The following is a 19547-nucleotide window of genomic DNA, read 5'->3' as shown; positions in this document are numbered from 1 at the left end:
TATGACTCGTTCGATGACCGATAAACTGGTCACACTGGCCGGGCGCTTACTGGTCGCCGCCATTCTGATTTTTGTGATGCTGCCGACTATCGTGGTGTTTATCTCCTCGTTTAGCAGCACCTCGGTATTGTTCTTCCCACCGAAAGGCTGGTCTCTGCGCTGGTTTGAGCGCGCGGTGAACTATGACGATTTTCGTCATGGCTTTTACTCCGGATTGATTGTGACGGCATGGGCATCATCACTGGCGGTGATCGTGGGTGCAACGTTGGCGATTGCCATCGAGCGCTACGCCTTTCCGTGCAAGCGAGTGCTGGAAGGCATTTTGCTGTCACCGCTGTTTATCCCGCACTTCACCATTGGTTTGGGGTTGCTGATGTTGGTGTCACAACTCGGCCTGGGGCGCGGTTATCCGTTGGTGATTTTCTGTCACGTCGTGCTGGTGTTGCCGTTTGTATTGCGCAGTGTTTATGTGTCGCTGAAAAATCTTGAGCAACGTATTGAGATGGCAGCAGCCAGTCTTGGCGCATCGCCTCTGCGGGTGGTGTGGACTATCACGGTGCCGTTAATTTTACCCGGTCTGTTTGGTGGCTGGATGTTTGCTGCAATTCTCTCATTTAATGAATTTACCGCTTCGCTGTTTATTACCACTCAGGCAACGCAAACATTGCCGGTAGCCATGTACAACTATGTGCGTGAATTTGCTGATCCCACCTTGGCCGCGTTATCAGTGATATATATTGCTGTTACCGCTGGGATGTTAATTATTGCTAATAAGTATTTAGGTTTGGGTAAGGTGCTCAACGTCGAAGCGAGCCATTAATTATTGATTAACGCGCTTTGGTTTTTCCGAAGCGCTGCATTTAAATATCCTGATTATCATTAATACGACACTTGATTATGCTCAGCGATGAAGATCGAGGTCGACTCTATTTAGGGATCAAACATGTCAGTAGAAAAAATTAATACCGTGATTGTCGGCGCTGGCCAGGCCGGTATTGCCATGAGTGAACATCTCTCATTGATGGGCGTACCGCACATCGTATTTGAACGTAGCCGAATTGCAGAACGCTGGCGCTCAGAGCGTTGGGACTCGCTGGTCGCCAATGGCCCGGCCTGGCACGATCGTTTTCCCTCGATGAAATTTGATAATATTTCTCAGGAAGCGTTTCCCCCTAAAGAGCGTATGGCAAAGTATTTCGAGGATTATGCCCACATGCTCAATGCGCCGATTCGCACCGGCGTTGATGTTCACCAGGTTGAACGTTTGCCGGGACGTAGCGGTTTTAAAGTGCTGACCTCTATTGGAGAGTTTGAAGCGGATAATGTGGTGGCTGCTACGGGGCCGTTTCAGAAGCCGTCTTTCCCACAAATCGTGCCGGAAAGCGCCAACCTGCATCAGATTCACTCTTCTTCTTACAAGAATCCACAGCAGCTGCCTGAAGGCGGGGTGCTCGTGGTGGGCGCAGGTGCTTCAGGCTCGCAGATTGCAGAAGAACTGGGCAAAACAGGCCGCAAGGTGTATTTGTCAGTCGGCGAACACTACCGTCCGCCGCGTGCTTACCGTGACCGTGATTATTGCTGGTGGCTGGGTGCATTGGGCTTGTGGGATGAAGTGAAAATCAAACCGAAAAAAGAGCATGTTGCCTTTGCCGTCAGCGGATATGAAGGCGGTAAGACCGTTGATTTTCGCCGTTTGGCCCACATGGGAATTTCACTGGTGGGCATCACCCAACAATGGAATAACGGCGTGTTGAGCTTTGCCGATGGCCTGGCTGAAAACATCGCAGCTGGTGACAAAGCCTATTTCGATGTATTGCGCGATGCAGATGCCTATATTGAACGTAACGGACTGGATCTTCCTCTCGAGCCACAGGCCTGGGAATTATTACCTGATCCCCAGTGTTTAGAGAATCCGTTGACGCAATTGGATCTGGCCGCCGCCGGTATAACCTCGATCATTTGGGCCACGGGTTTCAAATTTGATTTCAGCTGGCTACAGGTCGAAGCTTTTGATGAAAAGGGTGTGCCATTCCATAAGCGCGGCATTTCTGCAGAGCGTGGCATTTATTTCCTCGGCTTACCTAATCTTGTGAATCGGGCTTCATCATTTATTTATGGCGTATGGCATGATGCAAAATATATTGCCGATCATATTGTGCTGCAAAATGCGTATACCGACTACAGCAAGCCTGAATAAATCTGTGTGTGTGTTTGCGTGATCGCAGGCGCTAAATACCCTTTTATTTAGCCGCTTTTTATTAGGTGGGAAAATGACGATTACCTGTATTGAAGAGTTGCGACAGCTGGCACGTAAACGTGTGCCAAAAATGTTTTATGACTACGTTGATGCAGGCTCCTGGACCGAATATAGCTATCGCGCCAATGAATCTGATTTACGCCGCATTGAGTTTCGACAGCGTGTCGCGGTAGATATCACCACCCGCAGTACCGCTAGCCAGATGATTGGGCAAAATGTGGCGATGCCGGTGGCAATTGCCCCAACAGGACTGACAGGCATGATCCATCCTGATGGCGAGATCCACGCAGCGCGTGCGGCGAAGAAATTTGGCATCCCTTTTACGCTCTCTACAATGAGCATCTGTTCGCTGGAAACCGTGGCGCAGGCAACGGACGCGCATCCTTTTTGGTTCCAGCTCTATGTATTACGCGACCGGCAGTTTGTGTCGAATCTGATTGAGCGCGCCAGGGCGGCCAACTGCAGCGCGTTGGTGGTGACCATGGATTTGCAGGTATTTGGTCAACGGCATAAAGATATTAAAAATGGGCTATCGACGCCGCCCAAAATGACGCTGCGTAATGTGCTTAATATTGCCAGTAAACCGCGCTGGTGGGGGAAAATGCTGGCCACCCGCAATCGAAACTTCGGCAATATCATCGGGCATGTCAGCGGCGTGGATAACATTGATTCCATGGTGGAGTGGACCGCGCAACAATATGACCCGCGGCTTTCCTGGCAAGACATTGAGTGGATCAAACAGCGCTGGGGCGGAAAGTTAATTGTGAAGGGCATCATGGACGTCGCCGATGCGCGGCTGGCTGTGGAAGCCGGCGCAGATGCGCTGATCGTTTCCAACCACGGAGGACGTCAACTTGATGGTGTGTCATCGTCGATTACGCTGTTGCCAGAAATTGTGGCTGCGGTGGGCGATAGGATAGAAGTGCACTTTGATGGCGGCATTCGTTCCGGCCAGGATGTGTTGCGGGCAATGGCGCTAGGTGCCAAAGGCACTTATATCGGGCGCAGCATGTTGTATGGCTTAGGTGCGCTGGGTGAAGAAGGGGTGAGCACTGCGCTGAACATCATCCGTAATGAATTTGACCTGTCGATGGCGTTTTGTGGCAAAACCAGTGTGGCAGCGATTGATGCGGGGATCCTGCGAGGGCGATAAAAACGCGGGGGGCTATGGGGCCTCCCGCACCGGTATCAGAACACTTCGTCCAGCAGTTGATACAGGCGTTTGAAAGCGCGCTGCGTGACTTCTGGATGGTATTGCGACACGCCAGCATTATCGGCTTTTGGATCGGTGAATGAGTGCACCGCACCGGCAAAGCTCACCAGCTGCCAGTCAACACCTTTGCTGTTCATTTCATTGGCAAAGGCCGCTAGCTGCTCACGTGGTACCAGCGGATCGGCCGCGCCGTCCAGTACCAGCAGTGAAGCCTGAATAACGTTGTCATCATAAGCGCCTTTGGTATCCAGCGTACCGTGGAATGAAGCGGCCGCTTTGATATCTGCGCCACTGCGTGCCAGCTCCAGTGCACAGTGTCCACCGAAGCAGAACCCCACAGCCGCGACTTTATCAGCATTCACTGGCGCGATGGTTTGCGTACGTAACGCGTCCAAAGCGGCCTGCATACGTGCCACTTCGGCCGGGGTATCTTTCACCGCCATCATCAGTGCACCGGCTTCTTCGCCGTTGGTGGGACGTTGGCCCTGACCATAAAGGTCGGCAACCAGCACCACATAACCTTTGGCCGCAATTGCCTTGGCCTGCTCTGCGGCATCCGCAGTGGCACCCATCCAGTTGGGTGCAATAACCACGCCCGGCTGAGCGGCGTTATTATCAGTCGCGTAAACTAAATAACCTTCAAAGGGTGCATTGTCCACGGTGTAAGAAAGGATTGAAGACTGGATGTTGCTCATTAATTAAGCTCGCTGATTGTTATTAGCAGATGAAGCCACGACGTTACCGACTATTTTAAATTTAGCAATTGCATGCTGATTTCACCGCACCAAATGTTTAATACCCTATTTAATGTTTCACCGTAGCATTAAATTTCTGCCATTTTTGGCTGAGATTTCCCACCGCCAAGAGTGATGAGAAAACTGAGCAGGGTGAATACTGTCATAATGCTCACCATGATCCAGGGTGTACCGTTGTTAAGTCCTGCCAGCAGCAGTGAGGAGACAATCCCACTACCGTATTGCAATGATCCTATCAGCGCGGAGGCTGAACCCGTGGCATTCGGCACGGCATCCAGCGCGGCTGCGGTAGCAGAGGCTGCAATAACTCCGTTCATTGAGAAGAAAATGAAGATACAGATGACCAATCCCGCCAACGCTGCCGGATGCGTTTTCAGTACAAAACACATCACTAATGTCATCAGCGCGGCGATAAAAGAGGCGGATTTCAGCAGCGTCTCAAGCCTGACCTTTTGCACTAAACGTTTATTGACGGTGCTGACCGTCACCAGTCCAAGGATATTAATGGCGAACAGCCAACCATAATGCTGCGGATCGATACCGAAATAGCTGATATACACCGCAGGCGATCCGACTATAAATGCGTAAGCGGCAACGTAATAAAAAGTCACGCACAGGGTAAATCGCATAAAGTTTTTATTTTGCAGCAGCGTGCGATAATTGTGCATTACTTGCCGAGGTGACGCCGTTACCCGTTTTTCTGCCGGCAGTGTTTCAGGAAGCCAGAGCAGTGAAATGAACATCAATGCGCCGACCACCGCCAGAAACCAGAAAATCACCGGCCAATGCGAGTAACGAATGATTTGGCCACCCATTAATGGTCCGGCGATAGGGGCAATCGCCATGACAATGATCAGCGTTGACAGCATCTGTGCAGCACGCGTGCGGGTAAACAGATCGCGGATCATCGCACGCGCCAGCATCGGGCCGGTACAGGCGCCCGCCGCCTGAATGACGCGCCAAAAGACAATCTGAGGCATGTCGCTGGAGAGTGCGCATCCCGCAGAACCGACAGCAAAGATAATCATCCCGATGTATAACGGTGTTTTTCGGCCGAGTTGATCGCTAATCGGGCCCCAGATTAACTGCGCGATGGCAAAGCCAATCAGGAATCCGGTGACCGTCAGTTCCGAATCGCCGTGTAACGCTGCTGACATCGCGGGCATGGCCGGCAGATAAATGTCGGTTGAGAGTGAGGTAAATGCCATCAGCGCGCTAAGAATAATAATAAAGGCGATGCCGGTTTTCATATCCGGAGGATGCGTTGCAGTTTTGATATCCATAGTGTCTTTTTATGAGGAAAGGAAAGGACCTGTGCGATGCCAGGACTTGAATACAATGATGGAAAAGGGGTTGCGGAGTAGCTTAACAAAGGCAGAAGGGATTGATTAGGTGCGCCAGTCTGCTAGCACCTATGAGAAAATTTCATAAATGGGATGGCTAATAAGACGAAGGCACATCACCGCCAGTGCAGTGATGTGCTTTAAAGCGATTAAGGCTGTTGTGCTGCCAGTTGCAGTAGCAGTGCTTTCGCAACATCTTCTGAGCTGGCCGGATTTTGCCCGGTGATCAGTTTACCGTCTTCTACGACAAAAGGTGCCCAGTCAGCGCCTTTTTGATAATGCGCGCCCAGTTTGATGAACTCATCCTCAATCAGGAAAGGCACCACATCGGTGAGTTCAACGGCTGCTTCTTCGCTGTTTGTGAAACCAGTGACCTGTTTGCCTTGAATTAACGGGGCACCGCTCGCTGCTTTTACATGACGCAACGCGCCAGGTGCATGGCAGACAAAACCAATCGGCTTACCGGCACGCTCGAAAGATTCAATCAGTTGGATGGAGTCTGCTGACTCCGCCAGATCCCACAAGGGACCGTGGCCACCGGGATAAAAGACGGTATCGAAATCCTGCTGATCGATGCCTGCCAGCTTTACGGTATTGGCCAGCGCTTGTTGTGCCGCCGCATCAGATTTGAAGCGTGCGGTCATTGCAGTCTGGAATTCAGGTAAATCACTTTTTGGATCCAGCGGCGGTTGTCCACCCGCCGGAGACGCTAAGACCACTTCGGCGCCCGCATCTTTAAACACGAAGTAGGGTGCGGCGAACTCTTCCAGCCAGAATCCAGTTTTTTTGCCAGTGTTGCCCAGCTCGTCATGCGATGTCAGAACCATCAAAATTTTCATTTTCTGTCCTCGATTAATGTTGGTTATTCAGTAATGCGGTTAATGCTGCGCTTTTGTCCTGATAGGGCGCACGCAGCCGTAAATTTGTGGTACCCGCCTTATCCTGGATCACAATCGGCTTGGCGTGGCTGAAACGACGGAATCCGTGAATCCCGTGATACGCGCCAATACCGGAAGCACCTACGCCACCAAATGGCAGGCTGTCGAGAGAAGCATGGGTCATGACATCATTTATCACCAGTGCACCCGAAGTGGTGTGCTGGGCCATCAACTGCTGATGCTGTTCATCGTGACCAAAATAGTAGGCGGCCAATGGACGTGGATGCGCATTGATATAGCGAATCGCTTCCTTCACCTCTCCGCTATAGCTTTTGATCGGCAGCAGCGGGCCAAAAATTTCTTCCTGCATTACCGCCATCTCTTCGGTGACATCGAGGATCAAATGCGGCGCGATTTTGCGGCTTTGTGCATCAAAGTCCGGCTCGCCCGCAGGGGCCAGGCTAACGATCCGAGCACCTTTAACACGCGCATCTTCGATCAGATCGATCAGTCGCTGATAGTGTCGAGCGCTGATAATGGCAGTGTAATCCTCGTTGCTTTGCAGCGTTGGGTACGTCTGCAGCATGAACTGTTGCGACGCGGTGATAAATTCCGCTTCAGCGACATGCGGAAGTAACAGGTAATCCGGTGAGATACAGATTTGACCGGCGTTGAAGGTTTTTATGGTCAGAGTCCGGGCTGCAGCCATTGCCACATCAGCATCAGCGTTAATCACCACCGGCGACTTTCCGCCCAATTCCAGCGTAACAGGCACCAGATTTTCTGCCGCTGCACGCATCACATGCTTACCGACGGCGGTGCTGCCGGTGAAGACCAGATGGTCGAATGGCAGAGCGCTAAACGCTTGGCCCACGCTGGCGTCACCCAAAACCACGCTGAGCTCATCAGCGGAGAAGTAACGCGGGACTAACTCCGCCAGTAATGCTGAGGTGTGAGGTGTCAGCTCAGAGGGTTTCAGCATCGCGGTGTTGCCCGCAGCAAACACACCGGCTAATGGGCCAAATGCCAGGTTAATCGGGAAATTCCACGGGCTGATAATACCGACTACGCCTAAGGGTTGCGGTTCGATACGCGCCTGCATACCCGCAACCGGGACCTCGGCGATCTCCGGCTGCATCCACTGCTCCAGATGCTCAGCGGAGTGCTGCAACATACTGATGGTGGTCATCAGGTCGGCCGCCTGGGTTTGATAGGCGCTACGATGACCGAAATCGGCGCTGATAGCCGCAGTAAACGCGGCATGATTCTCACGAATTAATGCCACGCTGCGTAATAGGCGATCGTGGCGAAGTTCGGCGCTAGCAGGTTCGTTCTGCAGGTGAGCCTGTTTCATTGTGTGCAGCACATGCAGTAATTCTTGCTGAAGTGACATGATTTTTTTCCCGTGCGTTTCAAGATGTGGGCAGCTTACTCGCGCTGGTGTTTGACGGCTAACAAGGCTATTTTGGCAGGGGTATAAAATAATTTATGGGTCACTATGTCACTGGTTCGCTTACGAACGTTTATGGAAGTGTATCGCCAGCGCTCAATTTCCGGTGCGGCACGCGCACTGAATCTGACGCAGCCTGCGGTTTCGCAACACATTAGCGGCCTGGAAGTCGCAGTGGGTCGACCGCTGTTTGAACGTCAGGCTCATGGTGTAACACCCACTGCCGCTGCCGACGATTTGGCCGCTGATATAGGCCACTCACTCGATACTGCTGAATCCGCCTTGTCATCGGCACGAGCCCGATCCATGGATGTGAGTGGTACGTTGCAGATCATCGGACATGCGGATTTTATGGCGGAGAAATTATCAGCAGAGTTGCTTCCTTTGCTTGAAAGCGGTATTCGCGTGCATATGCACAGCGGTGATGGTCCGCTAGTCGCGCAGATGGTGATTGAAGGGCACTGTGATCTCGGCGTGACGGCACATCCGGTGACCGATCCACGTTTAAAGGGGGAAGTGATTTTTCAAGACCGCGTGGTTGCTGTGGCTGCACCGGCCGTGGCGGTTCGCTTGAATAACAGCGCAAATTCTTCCACGGATTTGATCAACGAACCCCTTTTGGCTTATGACCTGAAACTGTCATTAATTGATCACTGGCTGGATAAGAATCGCATTAAATATCAGACGCTGTTACCTGCGGTGGTTGGGCAGGACTTACGTGGTTTGCGAAGTTTACTCTGCGGTGGATTTGGCTGGTCGGTGATGCCGGCATTTTTATGCCAGGCGCAAATCGCGCAAGGGGAGTTGGTGGTGCTGGACGCGCCGGTGGGGGACACAGAGATTCGTTATCACCTTATCTGGTTACCCAGCGCTCTGCGCCAGCCGCGTATTGCCCATGCAAGACAGGCACTGGTCTGGGGGATGAATAACAGAAATTAAGATTCATTATCTAAATGTAGTGATTGATAGCTTTTATAATGTTTCCTGACCTGTGGATCATCGATCTCACTATAATTCATTTGTTCCTTATCCAGTCCATCCAGACCTTTAATACTCCCGATGATTAATGGCCATTCGTCCCGACTATGAATTTCAATGATGTACGGTTTGAGATAGCGGTCAAGATGTCCTTTACCGGGGTCACGAATTTCAACGCTTAATGCGCGTAGGTAATCATCTTTCATCGTTTTAGACCAATCGATTGAAAAGCCGGCGCGAAAACTTAACTCCATGAAAAAAAGTAATATTGTACGACCGTTGCCATCCAGGAACGGATGAGCAAAAGCTAATTGTCCCATCACTTCACCTGGTTTTTCGCGAAACTTAACCATGTTACTGGCGAGTTTTAGCGCATACTCCACTGCAGGTTGGATAAGATATGGATATTCAAATACGGTAAAATGTTTGTCTTCACGGGCACCTTTAAATATCGACAGGTGTGGAACTAATTTATTACGGTCCTTTCCGGCCCAATGATAAAAACCTGTGAATAAAATCTCATGCACTTTAAGCACGGAAGAATAATTTAATTGTTTTTCTTTTGAAAGAAACTGCAGCGCTTCTTCAAGGCTAAGTTCGAAAGAGAGATGCTCAGAGGCTTTTACTTCATCGGGATCTTTCAAACTTAACACATTCTGCAAATAACCTGCAGTTTCGAAGTCACCAAAGGGATCAAAAATCATGCAGAAAAATTCTGTTTAATTTGTCTTTTTTCACGCAGATAGTTGCCTTGTATCTCAAGCGTTTCTGCTTTGGTCAAAATGCCTTTTTTCTTCAAATTGACCAGAAGTTGTTCGATGACATCAAGTTCAACGATGTCATCGGCCAGGCGAGTGATAGCAACAGCCATGCGGCTCATGCCGTCACGCTCAGCAGTTACCTGGTGCGCTTTAGCCAGTTCGCGTACCTGATTTGCAACACTTAATGATGCAGCTTTAGTCATATCTTTGCCTCATTCAATGATGGCTAATTTTAGCACGTGGGAGGATGAGTGTCTGCTCTGTGGCATTGCCTTCTTCAAAGCACAAAAAAGCCGGACAGAGTCCGGCTTTCTCAATTAGCGCGAGGGAAAATTACAGCGCCATATCTTGCTTAGCGGATTCCGCACGCGGTTTAGCTTGGGTTGGTGCCACTGACTGGTCACCCATGTTGATCACCGGTGGTTTGGTCAACTGCAGCGTGGCTGCGGTGTTGTCCCATACCTGCTGGGTCAGGGCGGTGTTGCCGTTCAGTTTCTGACCGAAGCTTGGAATGATGCCACGGATCTTCTCTTGCCATTCAGGAGAAGCGAACTGCTCTGGGAACAGCTTTTTCATCACGTCGAGGGTGATTGGCGCAGCAGTAGAAGCACCTGGTGATGCACCCAACAGCGCGGCAATGGTTTTCTGCTGATCGGTTACGATTTCAGTACCCAGTTTCAGCACGCCACCTTTTTCGGCATCTTTCTTGATGATCTGCACACGTTGACCCGCCTGAATCAGTTTCCAATCTTCTTTACGTGCGTTCGGGTAGTATTCTTTCAGCGCGGCAAAACGGTCGTCGTCGTTCAGCATTACCTGACCAATCAGGTATTTCACCAGGTCAAAGTTATCAATACCAACGTGAGTCATTGGCATGATGTTACTGGTGGTGGTAGCGCTTAACAGATCGAACAGTGAGCCGTTTTTCAGATACTTGGTAGAGAAGGTGGCGAAGGGTCCAAACAGCACCACTTTTTTGCCATCAAGGTTACGCGCATCGATGTGTGGAACGGACATCGGTGGTGCACCAACAGAAGCCTGACCGTACACTTTTTCCAGATGACGGTTCGCGATCTCTGGGTTCTCAGTCATCAGGAACGAGCCGCCAACCGGGAATCCGCCGTAGTTATCTGCTTCTGGAATGCCGGTTTTCTGCAACAGCTTGATGGCTGCGCCGCCTGCACCGATAAACACGTATTTCGCATCAACCGCACGGTTTTCGCCGCTCTTCACGTCTTTAATGGTGACGTGCCAGGAGTTGTCGCTGTTGCGTTTGAAATCGGTGACTTCAGAAGAGGTTTCTAATTTGAAGTTCTGATCTTTTTTCAGGCTACCAATCAGCTGACGGGTAATTTCACCGTAGTTGACGTCGGTGCCGACTGGCGTCCAGGTGGCTGCCACTTTCTGATTCGGGTCGCGACCTTCCATTACCAGCGGAGCCCACTGCTCGATCTGCTTGTGATCGGTAGAGAACTTCATGCCCTGGAACAGAGTCGTTTTCTGCAGTGCATCGTAACGCTTGTTCAGGTACTCAACGTTTTTGTCGCCCCAAACAAAGCTCATGTGCGGGGTGGAGTTGATGAATGAACGCGGATCGTGCATCACGCCGCGCTGAACCTGAGAGGTCCAGAACTGACGGGAAATCATGAAGGCTTCGTTGATTTCCAGGGCTTTGCTCACGTCGATTGAACCGTCTGCACGCTCTGGCGTGTAGTTCAGTTCCATGTTCGCAGAGTGACCGGTACCGGCGTTGTTCCAGCCGTTAGACGATTCCAGTGCGACGCCATCCAGACGCTCGACCATCAGCTGTTTCCAGCCCGGTTGCAGTTCCTGCAGCCATGTGCCCAGCGAGGCACTCATGACGCCGCCGCCAATCAACAGAACATCGGTTTTTTCTGGTGCGTCTTCAGCGTGGACCGCTGAAGCAACAAGCAGCGCTGCCAGCGAAAGGGCAGACACGATTTTTTTTGAATGAGTCATTCTGATCCTGATCTTTATACTTTGCAGGTGAACGTTAAATTTTCGGTTTGCAAATTAAAAGATTGTTACGAAAAGATTAACTTGTTTTTAGTTAATAAAGTATTGGTGTTAATTATTTAACTTACATAAAGCGAAGTTGATGGGAAATTAAGCAATGCGTGCGAAGGGTGGGGAGATATATCCGTGAGTACAGCGCGGTTATTCTTTATAGCGGGCAATGCAACTTAGGTCAAATAAAACGCGTGATGTGATGTACGAAGATTGACATCATGAAGCCGGTGCGCGTCCTTGCACACCGTTCTGACTCAAGCTTAGGACGCGCGGATTTTAATACTGCGCTTGATCGACATGCCGTATCCCAACAGCGCGCAACCGGCAATGAACCATGGAATCAGTTTCACTACACTGGAATCGCTACCACTTAACGATTGGAGGTTGTTAACCACCAAAATAATGGTCACGCTCATACACGCCATCGACAGCAACGGTGCCCAGAAGACGGTGAACCGATTCTCCTTGCTGTCAATACGACGGAAAAACAGCACCACAGCGGCGGAGACGCCCAGTTGTAATATTAATATACACAGCGTGGCGACGGCGGAACCAATGGCGAATATGTGCACCATAGGGTCCAGTCCCGCACTGCCCATCCCGGCCAGCAGCATCAGCATAATCACACTGTGTACGTGGCTGGCATTGTGTGGCGTGCCGTTGGTGGGATGGGTTTTACACAGTTCTTTCCAGATCAATCCATCACGGCTGATGCTAAACAGATAGCGCGAAATATTATTATGAAACGCCAGCGCAGCGGCAAATAAGCTGGTAATTAACAATACTGACATCGTCTCTACTGCCCACTGACCCACATATTGTCGGGTGATGTTAAACACGAAGTTACCGGGATCTTTACTGGCAATCACGACGATCTGATCAAAGCCATACGCCTGCACCAATGACCAGCTGGTAAAGCAGAAAAACGCGGTGATGAGTAACAGCGCACACACAGTGGCTCGCGGCACGGTTTTATGCGGGTCGCGACACTCCTCGGCATAAATCGCGGTGGATTCAAAACCGATAAACGCGGCGATGGTGAAGATAAATGCAATGCCGAGATTGCCTTGCATAAACACCGACGGCTCAAAAGATTGAAAACTATATGGCCCCACTTTTTTAATCAGCAGCATCACGTCAGTCAGGAGCACAATAGCCACTTCCGCCAGCATCAATATGCCGAGTAACTTTCCGCCGACCTCGACGCGCTTAATGTTTAACACCCAACAAACCAGCACAAATAACATACTCAGCGCCCACCAGGGAATATGCGCGGCGAAGTGTTCTTCAATAAATAACTGGGTAAAGAAGCCCAGCATGGCAACGATGGCAATTTGGATGGAGATATATGCCATCAGCGCTAATACCGAGGCCGAGGCACCCCAATTTTCACCCATCCCTTTGGAGATATAGGTGTAAAAAGCCCCGGCATTGTTGACGTGACGGCTCATGGCGATAAAGCCGACGGCGAATAACATCAAAATAATGCACGAAAGAATATAAAACACCGGAATGCCGCCGCCGTTGCCGGAAATAATCGCCACCGGCAAACCACCCACCACGCCGGTTAGCGGCGATGCTGCCGCGACGACAAAAAACACCAGAGAAAACAAACCCAACGAATTTTTGCGTAAGCCGGAATCCGTATTCATCGCCAATGCCCTCAACAGCTAAGAGAAAGTTCTCAGGCAGTCTGTGCCGCCTGAGGCAGGTAACGTAGCGGCATCATTTCTCAGCAAGGCGTCTGGCGGATAGAAAAAATCGGACAGCGTCACAGTGCAACGCTGCACTGTTTTAGTGCTCAGTGAAAACGTAAACGATGGGAATAGGCCTGGTGCGCAATACGCCGTTGATAGTCGCACGGCGTGGTGCTGACGAACTTTTTAAACTCGCGCAGGAAGTGCGATTGATCGCTGAATCCAAGGTCGAATGCCAGATCGCTAAACGATAAATCCTGCTGCAGATGAATACTGCCGAGCGCCGACTGACAGCGCAGAATACGGCTGAAAGCCTTAGGTGACATCCCGGTATCCTGGCGAAACTGTCGCTGGATCGTGCGGCAGGTGTAGCCGGTCAGGGCTTCCAGTTGGTCGATGCGAATATTGCCTTTCACCTGGCGCATCGTCTGGATAATCAATGAGGTGACGGCAGAGGCTTTGCGCACCAGGCGCGGTGTGAAACAGGCATTGAACAACGATATCTGACGAGAGAAATCGCGCGTTTGCACGATCTGCTCGAAGGCTAAACGTGCATCCGGCACCACATCCAGAAAGTTGAATTCACGATCGGGAATTTCCTCTGCCATTACGTCAAGGAAATCAGGAATGATGCCAGGTGCAAAGCGCACACCAAAATAGTGATGGTTATGCTGCATATCGGCACCGCGCGCTTCCAGCGTGGTTCCACACACCCGCGCCGCAGGCCGCTGCGCATCACAATCAAAAACGATATCGACACAGCCATCGGGAATGGCCAGCGTCATGCTGGCATTCTCCGCGACATCAAAACTATAGAAGTGGGAAATAGCCGGATTGTCGGAGGCAATCAGCGAGTAATGCTGCGCGGCGTTCAGCACAAACCACGGCTGCTCGGGCTGAAATCCACTGTGGCGATAGATGGGCAATTGGGTCATGACATGCTCCGCTGCGGGCTATTTACAGCCTGAGTGATGCAAGTGCTGTGCCACGACATCGATGTGCCATGTCGCAAATCTTCAATACAGCCTCCTTGCTGGCGCGCTATTTCTACCTCACGCAGCAGGAAACCGACCTGAACTGACTTGAGAGGCGAAACCATGAGTGATTCAACCCGGATTGATTTTATTTACCTGTCAGAGCAAGACATGATTCGTGCCGGCGTGACCGATATGGCCGCCTGCGTTGATACCATGGAAGAGATGTTTGGCCTGTTGTATCACGGTGACTATCGCATGGCGGGATCGAACAATGATTCACACGGTGCGATGGTGACTTTCCCGGAAAACTCGCCATTCCCCACGATGCCAAAACCCACCGCCGATCGTCGCATGATGGCGATGCCCGCTTATCTGGGCGGCAACTTCGGCACGGCTGGGGTGAAATGGTATGGATCCAATATCGCGAACCGCGAAAAAGGGCTGCCACGCTCCATTCTGATGTTCACCCTCAACGATGCCGATACCGGCGCACCGCTGGCGCATATGTCGGCCAACCTGTTGTCGGCCTATCGCACCGGCGCGGTGCCCGGCGTGGGCGCACGTCATCTGGCCCGGAAAGACTCGCGCGTCATTGGTTTGCTTGGCCCAGGCGTCATGGGCAAAACCGCCGTGGCGGCCTTTATCGCCGTGTGTCCTCACATCGACACCATCAAAGTCAAAGGCCGCGGACAGCGCAGCCTCGATAACTTTCTCACCTGGGTGCAGGAAACCTATCCGCAGATAAAGCAGGTGGAGATTGTCGATACGCTGGAAGCGGTGGTGCGCGGGAGTGACATTGTCACCTATTGCAGCTCGGGAGAGGTAGGGGATCCCGCCACCTATCCGCTGGTAAAACGGGAATGGGTGAAACCTGGAGCCTTTCTGGCCATGCCTGCGCTATGCAATATCGATCAAGGCATGGAACAGTCCGATGTACGCAAAGTGCTGGATAACACCGGGCTGTATCACGCCTGGTTCGATGAAGTGCCCAAGCCTGCACATCGTTGTGTGCCGATTATTGGCGTGCGCTTTATGGATATGGTCGCCGAAGGGCAACTGCAAGCAGAGCAGCTGGAGGATATCGGCAAAATCGTTGCCGGAGAGGCGCCCGGCCGTCAAAACGACAGCGAGATCATCATCATGTCGGTGGGAGGCATGCCGGTAGAGGATGTCGCCTGGGGCACGGTGTTATATCGCAATGCCTTAGAGAAAGGCATTGGCGTCAAACTCAACCTGTGGGAATCACCGGTTTTAAGCTAATCCAATTTATTAATAGAGGAACGATCATGACTCAGATCATCAAAGTGAAAACCGGTTCGATATTTGAAGAGCAGGCGAGTTATTCGCGCATCGTGGCGGTAGATAACTGGATTTATGTCTCCAACACCGCCGGACGCAATCCAGTCACCAAAGACATTCCCGCAGATGTCAGTGAACAAACTTTGCAGGTGTTTGCCAATATAGAGGCCGCGTTAGCCGCTATCGATGCTTCATTACAGGATGTGGTGTGCTCACGCGTGTTTATTCAGGATCCTGCGGATGTGCCTACGGTGATGGCTATCATTGGTGAGAAGTTTCGTGGGGTGAATCCTGCATCGACAGTGACCTGCCCACCGCTGGGCTCAACCGTTTATAAAGTGGAACTGGAAGTGACTGCCTATCGCGGTGCCGGTAACGCTCAGGTTCAGGAAATCACCGTAGCCCTGTAAGGGCGGGAGGCGCGTTATGGCACCTGTTATTTCTCCGGTTATCGCTTCGCAAACGTTGCCGGATACGACCACGGTGGTGATTATTGGCGGCGGTATTGTTGGCCTCACCGCCGCGCTGACGCTGGCAGAGCGTAATATTCCCGTGGTGGTGCTGGAAAAAGGGCACATTGCTGGCGAACAGTCTTCCCGCAATCTCGGCTGGATTCGTAAAACCAGTCGTGCGCTGGAGGATATTCCGCTGGCCCAGGTGGCCGATCGGCTGTGGGCGAGTATGGCAACGCGTGTCGGCAGCGATGTGGGTTACCGCCAGGCAGGCATTATGTTTGTGGCTCGCAATGAAGCGCAGATGGCGATGCATGAAAAATGGTTAAGCGGGGTCAGCGCGGCCGGATTGGATTCGCGTCTGCTCAGTGATGCGCAAATCGCTGCGCAGGTGCCGGGTGGCGCAGCAAAATGGGCGGGGGAATTTTTACCGCTTCGGACGGGCGAGCGGAACCTACGCTGGCAGCCAGTGCCATCGCTAGGGCGGCCATCGCCAAAGGCGCGATTATTGTTGAGCAGTGTGCGGTGCGTGCTTTGTCCACCAGCAACGGTCGCGTCAGTGGCGTAGTAACCGAACGCGGGGAAATCCGCTGTGATCAGGTGCTATTGGCTGCAGGCGCCTGGTCACGCCGCTTTCTGGGAAATCACGGAATTAATTTGCCCACGCTGCCGCTGATTTGCTCGGTGATGCGCACCAGGCCGCTGCAGGGACCGGCGGAAATCGCCGTCGGTGCGCCCGATTTTTCGTTTCGCAAACACCAGGACGGCGGGTTCATCATCACGCAACGGGGCGCGCTGGATGCGCCGCTAACGCTGGATCATGTGTTGCTTGGAACACGTTATTTGCCGCAATTACGCCAGGCACGCGATAATTTGCGCATCTCACTTGGCCAATATTTCGTCAAGGACCTGGCCCTGGCGCGCCGCTGGCGTAGCGATCGGCGCTCGCCTTTTGAGCAGGTCCGCACGCTGGATCCTCCAGCCAATCCTGCTCTTAACAGTGAAGCGATGAGGAATCTTCGAGCGGCATGGCCAGTGTTTCAGCAGGCCGAAATGGCGGCGTCGTGGGCGGGTGTGATTGATATCACTCCAGATTCTAACCCGGTGATTGGTCCGGTGGCGTCGTTACCGGGATTAACCCTGGCAACCGGTTTTTCGGGGCACGGTTTCGGGACATCACCCGCCGCAGGTCAGCTAGCGGCAGATTTGGTGACCGGGCATGCACCGATAATCGATCCGACACCGTACCGCTTCGAGCGTCTGATTTAATCCCACTCAGCGATGGGCGGTCTCACGGTCGCCCATAGAACACACTTCATAACCTATCAGTTCACGTTGCGTGTTCATGGTTTTGCCCACGGCTGTATTACCCTAACGTTACTGATGAATTGTGAACACTTTCGTGGGCAATAGCATGGCTAACAAAACTCTGTATGAAAAACTCATCGATCAGCATGTCGTCCGTCGGTTAGACGATGAAGGGCATGTACTGCTCTACATTGATCGCTCAATTCTCAACGAATACACCAGCCCGCAGGCGTTCAGTGGGCTGCGTGAACATCAACGCCCGGTGCGCCATCCTGCGACCATTCTGCTCAATGTTGATCACGTTAATCCCACGCGCCCTGAGCGCGACAACGCGATGACGGATGCCGGTGGCCAGCTTCAGGTTGATTATTTCCGTCAAAACGCGGCGCATTTTGGTATTGAACTGTTTGACGTGATGGATCCTCGTCAGGGGATCGAACATGTCGTCGCTCATGAGCAAGGGCTGGTGATGCCGGGCATGGTGATTGCCGCCGGTGACAGTCACACCACGACGTACGGTGCCTTCGGTGCATTAGGTTTTGGCATTGGCACTTCTGAAATTGAACACCTGCTCGCTACGCAAACCCTGATTTATCGCACGCTGAAAACCCTGCTGGTGACGGTCACCGGTGAACTGCCTTATGGCTGCTCGGCGAAAGACATCATTCTGGCGCTGATTGAAAACATCGGTGCGGCAGGCGCGACCGGCTATGCCATCGAATTTAGCGGGCCGGCAATTGATGCACTGAGCATGGAAGGACGCATGACGCTGTGCAACATGGCGGTGGAAGCTGGTGCGCGTGGCGCGATCATTGCACCGGATGACAAAGTTTTTGCCTATATCCAGGGTAAACCCCAGATGCCAACGGGTGCGCTGTGGGAACAGGCCAGGTCCGATTGGATGACACTGCGCAGCGATGACGATGCGAAGTTTGACCGCACGATTGCGCTGGACTGTAGCGATCTTGAACCTCGCGTCACCTGGGGGATCAGCCCCGACCAAACCAGCGCGATCGGAGGCTGTGTCCCGGATCCGCAGCTGGAAAATGATCTGATTAAACAGCAGGCCATGCGGGCAGCGTTGAAATACATGGGGCTGGAACCCGGCATGCGTTTAGCCGATATCGCCATTACCCATGCTTTTATTGGTTCCTGCACCAACGGCAGGATTGAAGATTTGCGCGCGGCTGCCGCCGTCATTGGCAACAATAAAATCGCTGGTCACGTGCGCGGAATCATCGTGCCGGGGTCAACGCAGGTTCGTCAGCAGGCTGAAGCCGAGGGCTTAGCCCGCATCTTTATCGATGCCGGGTTTGAGTGGCGCCAGTCAGGATGCTCGATGTGTCTGGCGATGAATGAGGATGTGCTGGAGCCTGGCGATCGCTGCGCTTCCGGGACCAATCGTAATTTTGCTGGCCGTCAGGGCGCGGGCGCACGCACGCATCTGATGAGCCCGGCGATGGTCGCCGCCGCTGCGGTGGCCGGCCATCTGGTGGATGTCCGTTATTTTCATACAGCAGAGGTTTAACATGGATGCATTGAATAACATCACTGGACGCATCGCGCATTTGCCTGCCGCTAATATTGATACCGATGTGATCATGCCAAAGCAGTTTTTGAAAGGCATTGACCGCCTCGGATTGGATCGCGGCGTGTTCTTCGACCTGCGATTTCTGCCGGATGGCAGCGCCAATCCCGCGTTCATCCTCAATCAACCGGCGGGTCAAGATGCCACGTTCTTGTTAGTCGGCCCCAATTTTGGCTGTGGCTCCAGCCGTGAACATGCGGTGTGGGGACTGAATCAGCTGGGGATCCGCGTCATTATCGGTACCAGCTTTGCCGGGATTTTCGACGATAACTGCCAGCGTAACGGTGTGCTGACACTCACGCTCAGTGAAGAAGCCTATCAGCAGCTAAGTCTGGCGACCGCCGATGCGCAACATAATCAGATTACCGTTTCGCTGGAACAGCAGACTATTAGCTGTCATCAGCACGTCCTGCATTTTGAGGTTAGCGCGTTAAAACGGGAAATGTTGCTCGGCGGCGGCAACGCGGTGGAGTGGACGCTACAATATGAGTCCGACATTGCGCAGTTTGAACATCGGCACTTTGCTCAGCGTCCGTGGCTGCAACGGGTAACAGGATAAA

General features: G+C 52.3%; 17 protein-coding genes and 1 pseudogene. 9 read left to right on the top strand and 9 right to left on the bottom strand.

Going from position 1 to position 19547, the window contains the following annotated elements; translation table 11 throughout:
• Position 1: 1 nt before the first annotated feature.
• The 3 genes from HA45_RS05845 (at position 2) to HA45_RS05835 (ending at position 3410) form a co-directional block, all read left to right on the top strand.
• The gene (locus tag HA45_RS05845) at positions 2 to 820 is read left to right on the top strand and encodes an ABC transporter permease (protein ID WP_100703805.1); all 819 of its coding nucleotides are present in this window, start codon (positions 2 to 4) and stop codon (positions 818 to 820) included.
• A gap of 123 nt (positions 821 to 943) precedes the next feature.
• Positions 944 to 2197 carry a flavin-containing monooxygenase gene (locus tag HA45_RS05840; RefSeq protein ID WP_100703806.1) on the top strand — a complete coding sequence of 418 codons (1254 nt, stop codon included), beginning with the start codon at positions 944 to 946 and terminating at the stop codon, positions 2195 to 2197.
• 73 nt (positions 2198 to 2270) lie between these two features.
• A complete protein-coding gene (locus HA45_RS05835) occupies positions 2271 to 3410 on the top strand; it encodes an alpha-hydroxy acid oxidase (RefSeq protein WP_100703807.1) in 1140 nt (379 codons plus the stop codon).
• Between the two features lie 35 nt (positions 3411 to 3445).
• Here HA45_RS05835 and HA45_RS05830 read toward each other — a convergent pair whose 3' ends face one another.
• The 4 genes from HA45_RS05830 to HA45_RS05815 all read right to left on the bottom strand — a co-directional run bounded on the left by HA45_RS05830 (position 3446) and on the right by HA45_RS05815 (position 7839).
• On the bottom strand, positions 3446 to 4165 hold the full coding sequence (locus HA45_RS05830) for a dienelactone hydrolase family protein (protein WP_100703808.1): 720 nt from the start codon (positions 4163 to 4165) through the stop codon (positions 3446 to 3448).
• A 128-nt stretch (positions 4166 to 4293) separates the two neighbouring features.
• The gene (locus HA45_RS05825) at positions 4294 to 5508 is read right to left on the bottom strand and encodes a multidrug effflux MFS transporter (RefSeq protein ID WP_100703809.1); all 1215 of its coding nucleotides are present in this window, start codon (positions 5506 to 5508) and stop codon (positions 4294 to 4296) included.
• A 209-nt stretch (positions 5509 to 5717) separates the two neighbouring features.
• Entirely contained in the window at positions 5718 to 6407 is a 690-nt protein-coding gene (locus tag HA45_RS05820; RefSeq protein ID WP_100703810.1) for a type 1 glutamine amidotransferase domain-containing protein, read from the bottom strand.
• Between the two features lie 13 nt (positions 6408 to 6420).
• Positions 6421 to 7839: a coniferyl aldehyde dehydrogenase gene (locus HA45_RS05815; RefSeq protein ID WP_100703811.1), complete on the bottom strand. Its 1419-nt coding sequence runs from the start codon at positions 7837 to 7839 to the stop codon at positions 6421 to 6423.
• A 105-nt stretch (positions 7840 to 7944) separates the two neighbouring features.
• Here HA45_RS05815 and HA45_RS05810 point away from each other — a divergent pair, with 105 nt between their 5' ends.
• A complete protein-coding gene (locus HA45_RS05810) occupies positions 7945 to 8835 on the top strand; it encodes a LysR family transcriptional regulator (protein WP_100703812.1) in 891 nt (296 codons plus the stop codon).
• On the opposite strand, the gene HA45_RS05805 is transcribed toward HA45_RS05810, so the two are convergent.
• From HA45_RS05805 to HA45_RS05785, 5 genes are all read right to left on the bottom strand, one after another.
• Complete coding sequence (locus tag HA45_RS05805) at positions 8832 to 9578, bottom strand: Fic/DOC family protein (protein WP_100703813.1); 747 nt, start codon at positions 9576 to 9578, stop codon at positions 8832 to 8834. The genes HA45_RS05810 and HA45_RS05805 overlap by 4 nt on opposite strands.
• Positions 9575 to 9838: a hypothetical protein gene (locus HA45_RS05800; RefSeq protein WP_100703814.1), complete on the bottom strand. Its 264-nt coding sequence runs from the start codon at positions 9836 to 9838 to the stop codon at positions 9575 to 9577. Before HA45_RS05800 ends, HA45_RS05805 begins: the two co-directional genes overlap by 4 nt.
• Before the next feature lie 130 nt (positions 9839 to 9968).
• On the bottom strand, positions 9969 to 11615 hold the full coding sequence (gene mqo / locus HA45_RS05795; protein ID WP_100703815.1) for a malate dehydrogenase (quinone): 1647 nt from the start codon (positions 11613 to 11615) through the stop codon (positions 9969 to 9971).
• Between the two features lie 311 nt (positions 11616 to 11926).
• Entirely contained in the window at positions 11927 to 13318 is a 1392-nt protein-coding gene (locus tag HA45_RS05790; protein WP_100703816.1) for an APC family permease, read from the bottom strand.
• A 149-nt stretch (positions 13319 to 13467) separates the two neighbouring features.
• Positions 13468 to 14298 (bottom strand): helix-turn-helix domain-containing protein, encoded by an 831-nt coding sequence (locus HA45_RS05785; RefSeq protein ID WP_100703817.1) that lies wholly within the window; start codon positions 14296 to 14298, stop codon positions 13468 to 13470.
• A 162-nt stretch (positions 14299 to 14460) separates the two neighbouring features.
• Between HA45_RS05785 and HA45_RS05780 the strand changes: the two genes are divergently transcribed.
• From HA45_RS05780 to leuD, 5 genes and pseudogenes are all read left to right on the top strand, one after another.
• On the top strand, positions 14461 to 15600 hold the full coding sequence (locus HA45_RS05780; RefSeq protein ID WP_100703818.1) for an ornithine cyclodeaminase family protein: 1140 nt from the start codon (positions 14461 to 14463) through the stop codon (positions 15598 to 15600).
• 26 nt (positions 15601 to 15626) lie between these two features.
• Complete coding sequence (locus tag HA45_RS05775; protein WP_100703819.1) at positions 15627 to 16049, top strand: RidA family protein; 423 nt, start codon at positions 15627 to 15629, stop codon at positions 16047 to 16049.
• Positions 16050 to 16065: 16 nt separating this feature from the next.
• Positions 16066 to 17360, top strand: a pseudogene (locus HA45_RS05770) (NAD(P)/FAD-dependent oxidoreductase).
• 145 nt (positions 17361 to 17505) lie between these two features.
• Positions 17506 to 18927, top strand: a complete 1422-nt coding sequence (leuC, locus tag HA45_RS05765) for a 3-isopropylmalate dehydratase large subunit (protein ID WP_100703821.1) — start codon at positions 17506 to 17508, stop codon at positions 18925 to 18927.
• Position 18928: 1 nt separating this feature from the next.
• Complete coding sequence (gene leuD, locus HA45_RS05760) at positions 18929 to 19546, top strand: 3-isopropylmalate dehydratase small subunit (RefSeq protein WP_100703822.1); 618 nt, start codon at positions 18929 to 18931, stop codon at positions 19544 to 19546.
• Position 19547 lies beyond the last annotated feature (1 nt).

This window comes from Pantoea rodasii (assembly GCF_002095465.1).
Lineage (GTDB): Bacteria > Pseudomonadota > Gammaproteobacteria > Enterobacterales > Enterobacteriaceae > Pantoea > Pantoea rodasii.
This window is presented reverse-complemented; position numbering and strand designations above follow the sequence as displayed.

Bases quoted from the DNA above. Each gene is read 5' to 3' on its own strand.
- HA45_RS05845 (WP_100703805.1), top strand. From the start codon at position 2: ATGACTCGTTCGATGACCGATAAACTGGTCACACTGGCCGGGCGCTTA.
- HA45_RS05840 (WP_100703806.1), top strand. From the start codon at position 944: ATGTCAGTAGAAAAAATTAATACCGTGATTGTCGGCGCTGGCCAGGCC.
- HA45_RS05835 (WP_100703807.1), top strand. From the start codon at position 2,271: ATGACGATTACCTGTATTGAAGAGTTGCGACAGCTGGCACGTAAACGT.
- HA45_RS05830 (WP_100703808.1), bottom strand. From the start codon at position 4,165: ATGAGCAACATCCAGTCTTCAATCCTTTCTTACACCGTGGACAATGCA.
- HA45_RS05825 (WP_100703809.1), bottom strand. From the start codon at position 5,508: ATGGATATCAAAACTGCAACGCATCCTCCGGATATGAAAACCGGCATC.
- HA45_RS05820 (WP_100703810.1), bottom strand. From the start codon at position 6,407: ATGAAAATTTTGATGGTTCTGACATCGCATGACGAGCTGGGCAACACT.
- HA45_RS05815 (WP_100703811.1), bottom strand. From the start codon at position 7,839: ATGTCACTTCAGCAAGAATTACTGCATGTGCTGCACACAATGAAACAG.
- HA45_RS05810 (WP_100703812.1), top strand. From the start codon at position 7,945: ATGTCACTGGTTCGCTTACGAACGTTTATGGAAGTGTATCGCCAGCGC.
- HA45_RS05805 (WP_100703813.1), bottom strand. From the start codon at position 9,578: ATGATTTTTGATCCCTTTGGTGACTTCGAAACTGCAGGTTATTTGCAG.
- HA45_RS05800 (WP_100703814.1), bottom strand. From the start codon at position 9,838: ATGACTAAAGCTGCATCATTAAGTGTTGCAAATCAGGTACGCGAACTG.
- mqo (WP_100703815.1), bottom strand. From the start codon at position 11,615: ATGACTCATTCAAAAAAAATCGTGTCTGCCCTTTCGCTGGCAGCGCTG.
- HA45_RS05790 (WP_100703816.1), bottom strand. From the start codon at position 13,318: ATGAATACGGATTCCGGCTTACGCAAAAATTCGTTGGGTTTGTTTTCT.
- HA45_RS05785 (WP_100703817.1), bottom strand. From the start codon at position 14,298: ATGACCCAATTGCCCATCTATCGCCACAGTGGATTTCAGCCCGAGCAG.
- HA45_RS05780 (WP_100703818.1), top strand. From the start codon at position 14,461: ATGAGTGATTCAACCCGGATTGATTTTATTTACCTGTCAGAGCAAGAC.
- HA45_RS05775 (WP_100703819.1), top strand. From the start codon at position 15,627: ATGACTCAGATCATCAAAGTGAAAACCGGTTCGATATTTGAAGAGCAG.
- leuC (WP_100703821.1), top strand. From the start codon at position 17,506: ATGGCTAACAAAACTCTGTATGAAAAACTCATCGATCAGCATGTCGTC.
- leuD (WP_100703822.1), top strand. From the start codon at position 18,929: ATGGATGCATTGAATAACATCACTGGACGCATCGCGCATTTGCCTGCC.